Raw genomic sequence first — 13,010 nt, 5'->3', positions numbered from 1 at the left:
GTCACATTGTCACTCCTGCCGGTTGATGCACCGTAGTGAGTCTATCTCAGGATGGCGGACCTCGAATTGATCCGGGATTTTTGGTGGCTGGGCAGCCATCTTCGCGAGCAAGCCCGCTCCCACATTGGATCTGTGGCGTACACAAATCCCCTGTGGGAGCGGGCTTGCTCGCGAAGAGGCCGTGACAATCAACGCCAAACCCAGGATGGCCCCGACGCTCGCCCCCACGCGACCTATACTCACGCCCATAGATGCATCACCAACAGTCGCGGATGACTGGATCGCTGGGCAGCCTGACCCTCGCAACAAGCAGGTCACGCCCAGGTGCCGCGACAATGGATCAAGGACGAGTGCATGGACGTTTCAGCCTATACGGCCCCCGCCCCCACCCGACAAAGCCTGGTGACCCGGCGACTGGCCTTTGCGATGGGCATTCTGTTTGTCCTCGGCGTCTGCATGGTGGTCGCTGCGCTGTTCAGCATCGCCACCGGCCTCGACGCCGAAGACATCAACGACACCCGCTTCTACACCGCACGCGCGCTGGAAAACCGCATCACCGCGTCAAAAAACTACATCACCAGCTATGCCTACTGGACGTCCGCCTATGACCATTTGAACGGTGAAGTGGACACCGACTGGGCGTACACCCAGCAAAACATGGGCAAGACGATGTTCTCCAGCGATGGCTACGAGGGCGTTTTCGTACTCGACCGGGGGCACACCAAATACGCGGTGATTCGCGGGCAATTGGTCCAGAGGGAATTTTCCAGTTACCTGACAGCGTCCGCCGCTGCGCTGATCGATCAGGTTCAGAGCCAGGCTGAACTGACCAAACCGATCAGCCTGTACACGATGTTCGAGGGAGCGCCCGCGTTGTTGACCGCCGAGGCGATCATGCCGAATGACGAGCGTCCGATTGAAGATCCGAAAAGCACGTCCGTCCTGGTGTTCATCGATCAACTGACCGCGCCCAAACTGCATACCCTGGGCGCCAGTTATGGCCTGGCAAATTTGAACCTCGCCCTCGATGGCACCCTCGCCAAAGACCAGCAGCAAGTCCCGCTGGAAAGCACCGGCTACAGCCTGATCGCCGAACTCGACCAGCCCGGCAAACATCTGTTGTGGTCGCTGTTGCCAACCCTGGGCGGGACCTTGGTGTTGCTGATGTTGCTCACCGCTTATTTCTTTCGCTATGCGTTGCGCTCGTCCCGGTACGTCGACAGCAGTTATGAAGTGTTGCAAGCCTCCAACCAGGCGCTGGAAACCGCCAATCACGCATTGGAAGCCAGCGAAGAACGCTTTCGCGCGGTGGCGGAAGCGGCGTCCGACTGGATCTGGGAAATTGATCAGCGCCAGTTCATCACCTATTTGTCGGGACGCTTCAGCGCTGTGACCGGGTTTTCCGATCAGCAATGGCTGGGACAAAACATCGAGCAATTGCTGTACTGCGACACCACCCCGCTGGCCCTTTGGCTGAACAAACTGACCGAGGAAAACAGTGACAGCGACCTGCGCTGTACCTACCGCGATCAAAGCGGTCAACAGCGCTACTGCCGGGTATCTGCCCGCCCGATTTTCGATAACGAGACGGTCATTGGCTATCGCGGGACGGCCAGCGACATCACCGATGAAGTCGCCGCCCACGCGCAGATCCAGCACCTGTCGATGCACGACGCGCTGACCGGATTGCCCAATCGCAACAAGCTTGCGCGCTACCTGGAAGACGCCTTGCTGCTCAAGGAGCACTCGGCGCCCCTGACGTTATTGATGCTCGACCTGGATAACTTCAAGCCGATCAACGATTCCCTCGGCCATCCCGCCGGCGATGCGGTGTTGCAGGAAGTCGGCGCACGTTTGCGCGAGTGCACCCGCGACCATGACATCGTGGCCAGGCTCGGCGGTGACGAGTTTGTCGTGGTGCTGCACAACATGGACAGCCGCAGTGAGGTCGACAAGTTCTGCACCCGCCTGATCGAAAGCCTGCACCAGCCCATCCACTATGAAACCCATGCCCTGCATATCGGCGCCAGCCTGGGCATCGCCCTCAGTCGCCGCCAGGGCTACCTGCCCAGCGAATTGATCCGCTGCGCCGACATCGCCCTGTACAAGGCCAAGTCCGACGGCAAAAACACCTGGTGCTATTTCGAAGCGCACATGAGCGACCAGATCCAGCATCGCCGCCAACTGGAGGACGACCTGCGGCTGGCGGTGCAACGAAACGAATTCGTGCTGCATTACCAGCCGCGCTACAAAGTGGACGGCAAGGAAATTGTCTCGGTGGAAGCGCTGGTCCGCTGGCAGCATCCGACCCAAGGGCTGCTCGGGCCGGACGTGTTCATTCCGTTGGCCGAGCAAACCGACCTGATCGTGCCGCTAGGCCGCTGGGTCCTGCGCGAAGCCTGCGAAACCGCCCTGACCTGGCCCGACGACATCCTGCTGTCGGTCAACCTGTCCCCGGCGCAATTCGCCCGCAGCGACGTGGTGGAGGACGTGCGCGAGGTGTTGGTCGAGACCCGTTTCCCGGCCAGCCGCCTCGAACTGGAGATCACCGAAAACGTGATGCTCAACGACATCGACGGCGCCCTCACCACCATGAACGCCCTCAAGGAACTCGGTGTGCGCTTGAACATGGACGACTTCGGCACCGGCTATTCCTCACTGGGCTACCTGCGCGCCTACCCGTTCGACGGCATCAAGATCGACAAACGCTTCATCGCCTCGATGGGCAGCGGGGGCAATGACCGCGCCGTGGTCCAGGCCATCATCGGCCTGGGCAAAGCCATGGGCCTGACCGTCACCGCCGAAGGCGTCGAAACCGAAGAACAACTGAACATCCTCGGCGCCGATCAATGCCACGAAGTACAAGGCTTCTACATGAGCCGCCCCGTCGACAAACAAGCGTTCAGCAAACTGCTCAGTCAATCCCGCCCCTAACCAAGATCTTTGCAGGAGCGAGGCTTGCCCGCGAAGAGGCCCCTAAAAGTCTCCACACACCGCAAGCCAGACACCTCCAGCCAAAAAAAAGACGTTTCGTCGGACTGTCTAAATGTAAAAAAGAATTTCAAGAACTCGCCGCAGTCCATGGTTCACCAACTCTCAGGAACCACGGCCATGAAATTCGCAAAATTCTGTCAATCCCTCTCCAACTGGGCCGGCAGCTCCAAAACGTTCCTGCTCGCCATCGCGCTGATCGGCATCTGGGCATGCACCGGGCCGTACTTCCATTACAACGACACCTGGCAACTGATCATCAACACCTCGACCACCATCATCACCTTCCTGATGGTTTTCCTGATCCAAAACACCCAGAACCGCGACAACGACATTCTGCATTTGAAAATTGACGAACTGCTTCGCGCCACCCACGAAGCGCAGAACGCGGCGCTGTGCCTGGACAAGCTCGGCACCAAGGAACTGCGCGCATTGCGCGAGCAATACAGCACGATGGGAGAAAGCGAGCCGATGCAGATTCCGACGCCCGCTGCACAGGCAGATCAGCCGAGCGCATCGCCTTCTGCTTGACGCTGCACACGGATCAATGGGAGAAAGTGCATGCTTTGAAACATTGGGAAACAACTAGAATCAAGGACGACTCATGAAAACCCTGTTGTGTTTGCTGATCGCCACGGGCGTCGGCACGGCGTTGCAATATGCCGGCGTGCCCCATGGCCTGCTGCTCGGCTCGATACTCGGGAGCGCGCTGATTGTCAGCAACCTGCGTTTCGCGCCCACCCTGCCCTTGGGCCTCGGCTACGTACAAGTCGTGCTGGGAATCGCCACCGGCCTGATGTTCAAGGCCTGGGACAGCCACACCGCCGCCGCGATGTTGCCGAGCCTGGGCTTTTTGTTTGTGTGCCTGGCGTTGCAGATCACGGCGGCCGGGTTCTGGCTGTTGAAGATTTCGCGCTGGAACCTCAAGGACTCGCTGCTCGCCGTCTACCCCGGCGCACTCGCCGCGGTGTTCGATTTGCTGGAGTCAGAGCGAGCGTCCGGCAAAGTGATCGTGGTGCACCTGGTGCGCTTGCTCTCGATCACGGTGCTGGTCAGTTTTCTCATCCCGGCGCAACCCAACCTGCTGCTCACCGAAGAAGCCCCGCTGCTCACCGGCACCCTGGTGATCGTGCTGTCGCTGATCGCCTTGTGCATCGGCATCGGTCGCGTGCTGCTGCGCATCGGCGTCCCGGCACCGTTCATGCTCACCGCCATCGTCGCCACCGGCATCTACGTCAAGATGGGTTTCCTGCCGGACTTCCAGATGCCGGCCTGGAGCGTCAACTTCGCCACCGTCATCCTCGGCACGCTGATTGGCTCGAAATTCAAGGATATTTCCCTGGCGGATCTGATCCGCCACGGCCGCTCCGGCGTGATGTCCGTCGCCCTGATGATCCTCATCGCCGCAGTGTTTGCTGTCGCGGCTTCGCGAGTGCTGGGCAGCGACCCCTTGTCGTTGTGGCTGGCCTACATGCCCGGCGCCATCGAAACCATCGCCATCGTCGCGTTCAGTGGCGGGCTGAATGTGGTGTTCATCCTGACCCACCACCTGGTGCGCATGGTCATGCTGCACTTTGCCCCGGCGGTGCTGGTCCAGGCGCGGCGCTGGCGTGAGAGCGAATCGTAGAAAACTCGAACTCCCGCGATATCGATGCCTCCAATGATTACGGTCAATGGAGGAATGCGAGATGAACGAAGATTCGAAAGCAACGCCGAACGCGCCGCCGACTGATGTGTCGGGCAAACCGGTGAATGTAGTGGAGAGAGATCTTGAGGATGGGGACAGCGACAGTCGTGCTGTCGGTGAAACCATCACGCCGTCTTCGACCCGGGTTAAAGAGCAGGAGGCCGAGGAGTTGCGGCGGAAGGTTGATGAGATTGAGCGTAAAGTTGCGGATGGCAACTAGCAATTGCGGCCGAGACAGGAGCTATCGAAAGCTGCGATTTTTTGAACTTCAAGATGCAAAAAAGCCCCGGTCTCTGGAAAGGAACGGGGCTTTCTAAGCGGGTCGTTGTGCAACGCCCTCTCCTATTGGGCAACCCGCCTGTACCTCGCCGACCTTATTCTCCGTCAGCAAGACGCTCATCTTCTTCAGTCTTATCGCAGAAATAACATCTATCTCCCAGGTCTGGATCCCACATTTGAACATCAAGAATTCCTGATTCATTCATTTGATCCTGTGCTGCACTTTCCTCTACGCACTCATTGCATACAGCAGTCTCAAAATCGTTTTCATCTGCATGGCCTGGAAGATGATCCACGGCAATAGTACAAGTATGCATAGCAGCGCCTTATCTTAGTAAAATTTAATACTCTATGTATCGTATACCACCTAATAACATGTTGGCAAAAACGGGAACAGTAAGTGTGCTGATGTATTTTCGGTATTATTTTTGTCATAACATTTGAGATTAAACGCGACACATGCCATAAACCTCCATCCCAATCGATACAGCACTCCCAATGCCCAACCGGTACTACCACGAAATCTGGCTATCCTCTGACGAAGAGGGTCAGTTCCTGTCCTCCTGTATGTCCCTCGGTCCGAGCGGCGATGCTGCCAGAAGCTTGTGCGAGCCTGGCAGTGAGTGCGTCTGGGTGTTCTGGGCTATGTCGCATGTTGAGGCCATGCAGATTTACTACGACTTTCAGGATTTCGGAACGTACCGAACCGAGTTCCTGGAAGACTCGGAGCCCTACCCTGATGCGTGGATAGCAGAGCAGCACGCCCATCTGTCTGCGCTGAAAAACGGATTTTAATCTCCAGGATCGAAGTTGGCCTATGAGCCTTTTCAGTCGTTTCAAAACCGTTTTGAAGCAACGGCCAGAAGAACAAATCGTCGGATATTCCATCTCTGAATTGAAGGCTGTTTTTGACAAGCCTTTAACAGATTTTATGACGACCTACCCTCAAGCGGCATCGCTGGAGAACAGCGGCATCCCGGCCTATTACTCTTCGTTTCTGATCGACAACGAAGACGCGGGTATTTTTTGGGCTCTCGTCGAATCAAACTTCAGCTACGAGACTGAAAAGCGATTCAACCACCTCCCCGTCCAGCAATACGCAAACAACCCCAAAAACCAACATCTGGTCTGTTTCACCTCCAACGATGCCTTTAATTCCACAACCGTACGACTGGTCACGAACAGCGTCGATTTTCTGGACATTATTCATCGTGAGCGTTTCGCCGTTCCCCCACCGTGGATAGCGTTTGAGGGTTATAACCCTTCATGGTGGGGAGGCAACATGCAAGGCGCGAACGGTTACTACAACGACAGCTATTTCTTGCCGTTTTTTACTGGTTTGAACAAGGCTCAAAAGAACGCTTACTTCACGAAGTACGGCGCTACTGACGCGTGGATTGACAGTCTGGAGTTGATGTACGGAGGCGAGTAACACGAAGATCCCCCCGCACAAAAACGCCCGCTCACCGTCACCGGTTCAGCGGGCTTTTTGTGTCTTTACGTCGGAGAAATCGTGGCAAGGACACCAATCAAAATGGTCAGCACCAGAAACCCACCCAGGAAAATCGCCATCTTAGCCATAAGGCCTCCTACCACTTGAGTTTGCGGCGCAACAGGCGCAGTGAAGTGTGTTCACTTCAGGCGGCCGGGCCGGTGAGGCATTGTGGGACTGGGGCTGATCTGGTTACAGAGGCAGAGGCGCTGGAAAATACGGATCAGATCACCGCATCCCCTGTGGGAGCGGGCTTGCTCGCGAAGGCGGTGGGTCAGCCAATATGAATGTCGACTGACACGACGCCTTCGCGAGCAAGCCCGCTCCCACAGGGTTTGTGTAATCCCGGGCAAAAAAAGCCCGCTGACCGTCACCGGTTCAGCGGGCTTTTTTGCAGCTTTACATCACTTCAAATCAAACCGATCGAGGTTCATGACCTTGACCCACGCTGCCACAAAGTCCTTAACAAACCGCTCCTTCGCATCGCTGCTGGCATACACCTCCGCCAACGCGCGCAACTGCGCGTGTGAACCGAAGACCAAGTCAACCCGGGTCGCCGTCCACTTCACTGCACCGGTTTTTCGATCACGTCCTTCGAACTGTTCCTGCGCATCCGACGTCGGTTTCCACTCCACGCCCATGTCCAGCAGGTTGGTGAAGAAGTCGTTGCTCAGCGCTTCTGGCCGTTGGGTGAAGACGCCGTGCTTGGTCTGGCCCACGTTGGTGTTGAGCACGCGCAGGCCGCCGATCAATGCGGTCAGTTCTGGCGCGGTGAGGGTCAGTTGCTGGGCCTTGTCGATCAACAGGTGCTCGGCCGGTACGCTGTAGCGGGTTTTGAGGTAGTTGCGGAAACCGTCGGCGATCGGTTCGAGGAAGCCGAACGATTCGACGTCAGTTTGCTCTTGCGACGCGTCCATCCGCCCCGGTGTAAACGGCACTGTCACGTTGTGCCCTGCATTTTTCGCCGCTTGTTCAACGCCTGCGCTGCCCGCCAGCACGATCAGGTCGGCCAGGGAGATTTTCTTGCCACCGTTGCTGAACTCGCGCTGGATGCTTTCGAGTTTCCCCAGCACGTTGGCCAGTTGATCGGGCTGGTTGGCTTGCCAGGATTTCTGTGGCTCAAGACGCAGGCGTCCACCGTTGGCGCCGCCGCGTTTGTCCGAGCCACGGAAAGTGGACGCCGCCGCCCACGCAGTGGAAACCAGTTGCGAAACGCTTAGCCCCGAGGCCAGCACTTTGCTCTTCAGTGCAGCGATGTCGCTGTCGTTGACCACCTCGTGGTCGAGGTCCGGAATCGGATCCTGCCACAGCAATTCTTCGGCCGGCATTTCCGGGCCGAGGTAGCGCGAGAGCGGCCCCATGTCGCGGTGAATCAGCTTGAACCAGGCGCGGGCGAATGCGTCGGCGAGTTGGTCGGGATTGGCCAGGAAGCGCCGGGAAATCGGCTCGTAGATCGGGTCGAAGCGCAGGGCAAGGTCCGAGGTCAGCATGGTCGGGTTACGCCGTTTCGACGGATCGAAAGCGTCCGGAATGATCCCGGCGCCCGCGCCGTTTTTCGGCGTCCACTGATGCGCGCCTGCCGGACTTTTGGTCAGTTCCCACTCGAAGCCGAACAGGTTTTCCAGGTAGTTGTTGCTCCACTTCGTCGGCGTGGTGGTCCAGGTCACTTCCAGCCCGCTGGTGATGGTGTCGGGGCCTTTACCGGTGCCGAAACTGTTCTTCCAGCCAAAGCCTTGCTGTTCGAGGCCCGCCGCTTCCGGTTCCGCGCCCACGTTGTCGGCAGGCCCGGCGCCGTGGGTTTTACCGAAGGCGTGGCCGCCAGCAATCAGCGCCACGGTTTCTTCGTCATTCATGGCCATGCGGCCGAAGGTTTCGCGGATGTCCAGGGCGGACTTGACCGGGTCTGGCTCGCCTTCCGGGCCTTCGGGGTTGACGTAGATCAGGCCCATTTGCACGGCGGCCAGCGGGTTCTCAAGGTTGCGACCGTGGTCGGTACGGCTCTCCTCGTTTTTCCCCGGCTCGGCTACCAGAGGACCGTCACCCGGCGCTTCCACGGGGGGATTTGCCTTGTCGTAGCGGGTGTCGCCGCCGAGCCACTTGGTCTCGGAACCCCAGTACACGTCCTCGTCCGGCTCCCACACATCGGGACGTCCGCCAGAGAAACCAAAAGTCTTGAAGCCCATGGACTCCAGCGCCACGTTGCCGGTGAGGACAATCAGGTCAGCCCAGGAAATGTTCTGGCCATACTTCTGCTTGATCGGCCACAGCAGCCGCCGCGCCTTATCGAGGCTGACGTTGTCCGGCCAACTGTTGAGCGGCGCAAACCGCTGCTGGCCGGAACCCGCGCCGCCACGGCCGTCACCGGTGCGATACGTACCGGCCGCGTGCCAGGCCATGCGGATAAAGAACGGCCCGTAATGACCGAAGTCCGCCGGCCACCAGTCTTGCGAATCGGTCATCAGCGCATTCAAATCCGCTTTGACTGCCGCAAAATCCAGTTTTTTGAACGCTTCGGCATAGTCAAAGCCCTCGTCCAGGGGATCGGACAGGGACGAGTGCTGGTGCAGGATCTTCAGGTTCAGTTGATTCGGCCACCAGTCGCGGTTCGTCGTGCCACCGCCAGCGGCGTGATTGAACGGGCATTTCGATTCAGTTGCCATGTAAGAGCTACCTTTGGTCGTGTTCATCCAGCTACCCGGCCCGACGGGCCTGCAATAGCAATGAGTGAAATCAAGGACATAGGCTGCTGGGCCAGGCAGTTCCATCAACTGCCCAATGTGGCCACACGGGAATTCCAGAAATCGGCGATCGATTCGCCAGCACGCGGGCCCACGGCAAGCCTGTGACTCTTTCTTATCTCTTTCATCAGGTATTAAGCGGCCAGCTTGCGCCAGCGCAACGGTAAGACTAGACCGTCTGGAGGGGACTGCTAATAGGCGCAGTGTTAGGGCGTGATAGGGAGAATCTTTTGTTCGGCGGGAGGGGTGAGATCCCGTCGCGCTAGAGGGTTTCCATAGCGCAACGGTCATGCCGTCATGGCTTGATCAAAAGCCCCTGCCCCGTTGGCAGACTGGCGATCGCAATGTTCCTGTTGGCAGCCCACTCGTCCATCCCGTCCTTTTGCGGTTGATAGCCAAAGAACGCGTAGTCATCCAGCAAAACGATCGCGCCTGGCACCAGGCGATCCCATAAAAACTCCAGGGCAGCGACTTCAGGCAACATGCAATTCATATCGATGTGCAAATAAGCAATCTGGGTCGAGTCGATCTGGGTCAGCGTTTCAGGGATTGAACCCTGAATGATCCTCACATTCGACCATTCCGAGAAGTTGGCTTTCACGGCATCAATATTCGACGTGTAAGTGCCGTCGCCGACCCACTTCTGGCTTTTGCCCGAAACACCGCCCGTTTTCTCTTCGGCGGACAAAAACCGATCGTCGATACCGGAGTAAGTGTCCAGCAGATAAAACGTTTTGCCGGTGTAGTCCCAGTCCAGATCCGCCATGATCGCTGAACTTAAAAACCCGTAATTGACGCCACACTCGACAAAATCACCTGGGCGATTCGCGGCGGTACGTGCCGCCCACAGCCCCATGTGAACACGCCAATACCATTGATAGTCAGTGCCGGAAGCCTGAATGCCACGGTCATAAGCTGCGATGTAACGTGGGTCGCTCATGAAGTCGTGATTGTGTACGGTCCTCAATCCATCGAAATGGAACTCACCCCTGACTTTGGAAAGAAGAGGATCAGGACTGGGTTTGTAAGGACGCCCTTCTCCCTGGCCCCAGTTCACATAATGAACGGCAGCATCAATGCCGGCCAATCGCACGTCAGGGTGTAAAACAAGGTATTGCTCAGCAGAAAAATCAATTGGCAAACTCATTCCATATCCTTGTCAGCCATTAAGTAGCTCCATTTGCCCATGCAACACCATTTCATCGTCGACAGGCCCAGCGCCGGGCGATACTACAGTAGCCACGCGCCACCATCCATTCACAAAATCCACAAAAAAACCCGCTGGGCCTTGATGGCTCCAGCGGGTTTTTCTCTTACTTCAAGCAGGGTTGATTAACCCTCAATCAGGCAGCATTCGCTTCTTTCTTGAGGCTGCTCATATCAATCACAAACCGATACTTCACATCGCCCTTCAACATCCGGTCATAGGCTTCGTTGATGTCCTGAATGTTGATCATCTCGATATCCGAAACAATCCCGTGCTTGGCGCAGAAATCCAGCATTTCCTGGGTTTCCTGAATCCCGCCAATCAACGAACCGGCCAGACTGCGGCGCTTGAAGATCAGGTTAAACACCGATGGCGACGGATGCGGACTGTCCGGCGCGCCGACCAGCGTCATCGTGCCATCGCGTTTGAGCAGCCCGAGGAACGCGTCCAGATCATGCGGTGCGGCGACGGTGTTGAGGATGAAGTCCAGGGTGTTGGCAAACTTGGCCATCTCGTCCGGATTCTTCGACACCACCACTTCATCGGCGCCCAGGCGCAGACCATCTTCACGCTTGTTCGGCGACGTGGTGAACAACACCACATGCGCGCCCATGGCATGGGCAATCTTCACCGCCATATGCCCCAGGCCACCGAGACCGACCACGCCGACTTTTTTGCCAGGACCGACCTTCCAGTGGTGCAACGGCGAATACGTGGTGATGCCGGCACACAACAACGGCGCTACAGCGGCCAGATTGGCGTCACCGTGGGAGATGTGCAGAACGAACTTCTCCTTCACCACGATATTGTCCGAGTAACCGCCGAACGTGTTTTCACCACCAAACACTGGACCGTTGTAAGTACCGGTGAAGCCATTCTCACAATACTGCTCGTCGCCTTCCGCGCACGATGCGCAGTGCTGGCAACTGTCGACCATGCAACCAACACCAGCCAGATCACCGACTTTAAACTTGCTGACATTCGCGCCAACAGCGGTCACCCGACCGACAATTTCATGGCCCGGCACCGACGGATACAAGGTGTTGTGCCACTCGTTTTTTACCGTGTGCAAGTCGGAATGGCACACGCCGCAATAGAGGATATCAATCTGCACATCATCAGCGCCCGGGGCGCGACGTTCGAAGGTGAAAGGCTTGAGCGAGTCCTTGGAGCCTTGCGCGGCATAGCTGTAAGTCTTGGTCATTGCGATCGCCTTTTTGAGTCAGATGTTGAATACAAGAGGAGTAGCGTAGTTGCTGAATCGTTCAAGTGGATGACAGGGGCGGTCGATGGACAGTCGACCGTCGAGGAGACTTGGCGGCTGGATTGCGCCGTGGTGCGAATAGAGTACGGCGTGGGCGGGTGTGAGCGATGGCCGCATTCTGCTGAATTCTTGCCTGATCCCGCTGAACTGGGTCAGCAACCGTGGCTCGACAAAAGTAATGGCTAATTAGTAGCATGCACGTCCAAACGCAAGAACGCCCTGCTCCCAGATCACGGACGAACACCCATGAACAAAAGTGGTTACCTCTGCCTCGCCTTCATGATTGCCGTAGGCGGCATGAGCTTTTTCCTCCAGCCTGAAGCGGTGTTGGCATCCCTCGCCCTGATCGCGTTGTTTTCCTTCGGCTACTTCGTCTTCTACCTGATCAGAAACAACCTGCACCACGGCATCATCAAAGGCCTGCTGCTCTCGGTCGTCGTCCTGATCATCGGTTTCATACCCGTGCTTGGCTGGATCGTCGTCATCGGCTTCGTCATCTACAACATCTCCAAAGCCCTGGAAGGCCTGAAAAGCTTGATGCCCGACGTGCTCGCCAGCGTGGTGATCTACGGGCTGCTCTGCGCACGACTGGCCTTCGACATACGCGACCCGATGGCCATCGTTATAATCGCTGGCGTCTATCTGATCGCCTCGATTCTCTACTGCCGCAGCCTTAACGGCCTATCCACAGAACATGCGCTGTTCAAAATGAGCGTCATGTGGCTCTCCATCCCCTTCGCCGCCCTCACCATCATCTCCATCGTATCGGCCCTGGGAAACCTGTTCCGAACCGTCAGCTCCACCATCACCCGCACCGTCCTCACCCCACAAATGGTCTCGGCGCATATGCGCGGTGGTGTGCCAGTCGATGCCTATATCCGCAATGTTCCTATCACGGGGACCAGCACGGTGACGAACATACTGCCGGGCGCGGGTGTGATCACGGCTGGCGTGACCGGCGAAGTCGCGCAGAATTTGAAAAAAGAAAAGGCGTGATGAGTGCGCTGTGCTTAATCGTTTTTTATAGGAAGCCGTACGCATGATGTTGAAGAAGCTTGAAACACCGCTGAACAAGTTGGGATTCGTGGTGTTTTGTTTGTCGGTGATGTTGTGTGTTTTTGCCTTTCTGGTGACCTACAAAACCTATTACCACTACGACGGTTACTGGCTGGCACATTTGGTGTTTGATCGGTCGTATGACTGGCAGCAATCGGTTTTCAAGATTGGGCTGGCCGGGGTTGCGATTGGGGCGACGTTGGCGTGGAATTATCTGGAGTTGGTGAAGCGGGTTTATCACTGGGTTTGGAAGTAAGGAATTCCTCCAAGGAGCAATATTGGCAGCCGAAGAAGAA

General features: G+C 57.2%; 11 protein-coding genes. 7 read left to right on the top strand and 4 right to left on the bottom strand.

Translation table 11 applies throughout. From position 1 onward, the window contains the following. The first annotated feature begins 354 nt into the window (after positions 1-354). The 4 genes from ACIQY3_RS07550 to ACIQY3_RS07535 all read left to right on the top strand — a co-directional run bounded on the left by ACIQY3_RS07550 (position 355) and on the right by ACIQY3_RS07535 (position 4,898). Positions 355-2,934, top strand: a complete 2,580-nt coding sequence (locus ACIQY3_RS07550; RefSeq protein ID WP_403018266.1) for an EAL domain-containing protein — start codon at positions 355-357, stop codon at positions 2,932-2,934. Between the two features lie 177 nt (positions 2,935-3,111). Beyond that, positions 3,112-3,522 carry a low affinity iron permease family protein gene (locus ACIQY3_RS07545; RefSeq protein ID WP_403018264.1) on the top strand — a complete coding sequence of 137 codons (411 nt, stop codon included), beginning with the start codon at positions 3,112-3,114 and terminating at the stop codon, positions 3,520-3,522. Positions 3,523-3,595: 73 nt separating this feature from the next. Then, positions 3,596-4,618, top strand: coding sequence for an AbrB family transcriptional regulator (locus ACIQY3_RS07540; protein ID WP_403018262.1), 1,023 nt, complete (start codon positions 3,596-3,598; stop codon positions 4,616-4,618). A gap of 61 nt (positions 4,619-4,679) precedes the next feature. Further along, complete coding sequence (locus ACIQY3_RS07535) at positions 4,680-4,898, top strand: hypothetical protein (RefSeq protein WP_403018260.1); 219 nt, start codon at positions 4,680-4,682, stop codon at positions 4,896-4,898. Between the two features lie 154 nt (positions 4,899-5,052). On the opposite strand, the gene ACIQY3_RS07530 is transcribed toward ACIQY3_RS07535, so the two are convergent. Next, on the bottom strand, positions 5,053-5,274 hold the full coding sequence (locus ACIQY3_RS07530; protein ID WP_403018259.1) for a hypothetical protein: 222 nt from the start codon (positions 5,272-5,274) through the stop codon (positions 5,053-5,055). Positions 5,275-5,774: 500 nt separating this feature from the next. On the opposite strand from ACIQY3_RS07530, the gene ACIQY3_RS07525 reads away from it, so the two are divergent. Beyond that, positions 5,775-6,389, top strand: a complete 615-nt coding sequence (locus ACIQY3_RS07525) for a hypothetical protein (RefSeq protein ID WP_403018258.1) — start codon at positions 5,775-5,777, stop codon at positions 6,387-6,389. A 464-nt stretch (positions 6,390-6,853) separates the two neighbouring features. Here ACIQY3_RS07525 and katG read toward each other — a convergent pair whose 3' ends face one another. The 3 genes from katG to ACIQY3_RS07510 all read right to left on the bottom strand — a co-directional run bounded on the left by katG (position 6,854) and on the right by ACIQY3_RS07510 (position 11,598). Further along, positions 6,854-9,109, bottom strand: a complete 2,256-nt coding sequence (katG, locus tag ACIQY3_RS07520) for a catalase/peroxidase HPI (protein WP_403018256.1) — start codon at positions 9,107-9,109, stop codon at positions 6,854-6,856. A 373-nt stretch (positions 9,110-9,482) separates the two neighbouring features. Next, entirely contained in the window at positions 9,483-10,334 is an 852-nt protein-coding gene (locus tag ACIQY3_RS07515) for a class I SAM-dependent methyltransferase (protein ID WP_403018254.1), read from the bottom strand. A gap of 196 nt (positions 10,335-10,530) precedes the next feature. Further along, positions 10,531-11,598 (bottom strand): NAD(P)-dependent alcohol dehydrogenase, encoded by a 1,068-nt coding sequence (locus ACIQY3_RS07510; protein ID WP_403018253.1) that lies wholly within the window; start codon positions 11,596-11,598, stop codon positions 10,531-10,533. A 306-nt stretch (positions 11,599-11,904) separates the two neighbouring features. Between ACIQY3_RS07510 and ACIQY3_RS07505 the strand changes: the two genes are divergently transcribed. Further along, positions 11,905-12,654, top strand: coding sequence for a hypothetical protein (locus tag ACIQY3_RS07505; protein WP_403018252.1), 750 nt, complete (start codon positions 11,905-11,907; stop codon positions 12,652-12,654). Between the two features lie 43 nt (positions 12,655-12,697). Then, the gene (locus tag ACIQY3_RS07500; protein ID WP_403018250.1) at positions 12,698-12,970 is read left to right on the top strand and encodes a hypothetical protein; all 273 of its coding nucleotides are present in this window, start codon (positions 12,698-12,700) and stop codon (positions 12,968-12,970) included. Positions 12,971-13,010: the final 40 nt, after the last annotated feature.

The sequence above is a fragment of the Pseudomonas sp. NPDC096950 genome (genome assembly GCF_044762525.1).
Taxonomy (GTDB): Bacteria; Pseudomonadota; Gammaproteobacteria; order Pseudomonadales; family Pseudomonadaceae; genus Aquipseudomonas.
Note: the sequence above shows the minus strand (reverse complement) of the source record. Positions and strands in the feature narration are given on the sequence as shown.

Excerpts from the sequence above, each read along its gene's own strand:
- ACIQY3_RS07550 (WP_403018266.1), top strand. The coding sequence starts at position 355 with ATGGACGTTTCAGCCTATACGGCCCCCGCCCCCACCCGACAAAGCCTG.
- ACIQY3_RS07545 (WP_403018264.1), top strand. The coding sequence starts at position 3,112 with ATGAAATTCGCAAAATTCTGTCAATCCCTCTCCAACTGGGCCGGCAGC.
- ACIQY3_RS07540 (WP_403018262.1), top strand. The coding sequence starts at position 3,596 with ATGAAAACCCTGTTGTGTTTGCTGATCGCCACGGGCGTCGGCACGGCG.
- ACIQY3_RS07535 (WP_403018260.1), top strand. The coding sequence starts at position 4,680 with ATGAACGAAGATTCGAAAGCAACGCCGAACGCGCCGCCGACTGATGTG.
- ACIQY3_RS07530 (WP_403018259.1), bottom strand. The coding sequence starts at position 5,274 with ATGCATACTTGTACTATTGCCGTGGATCATCTTCCAGGCCATGCAGAT.
- ACIQY3_RS07525 (WP_403018258.1), top strand. The coding sequence starts at position 5,775 with ATGAGCCTTTTCAGTCGTTTCAAAACCGTTTTGAAGCAACGGCCAGAA.
- katG (WP_403018256.1), bottom strand. The coding sequence starts at position 9,109 with ATGGCAACTGAATCGAAATGCCCGTTCAATCACGCCGCTGGCGGTGGC.
- ACIQY3_RS07515 (WP_403018254.1), bottom strand. The coding sequence starts at position 10,334 with ATGAGTTTGCCAATTGATTTTTCTGCTGAGCAATACCTTGTTTTACAC.
- ACIQY3_RS07510 (WP_403018253.1), bottom strand. The coding sequence starts at position 11,598 with ATGACCAAGACTTACAGCTATGCCGCGCAAGGCTCCAAGGACTCGCTC.
- ACIQY3_RS07505 (WP_403018252.1), top strand. The coding sequence starts at position 11,905 with ATGAACAAAAGTGGTTACCTCTGCCTCGCCTTCATGATTGCCGTAGGC.
- ACIQY3_RS07500 (WP_403018250.1), top strand. The coding sequence starts at position 12,698 with ATGATGTTGAAGAAGCTTGAAACACCGCTGAACAAGTTGGGATTCGTG.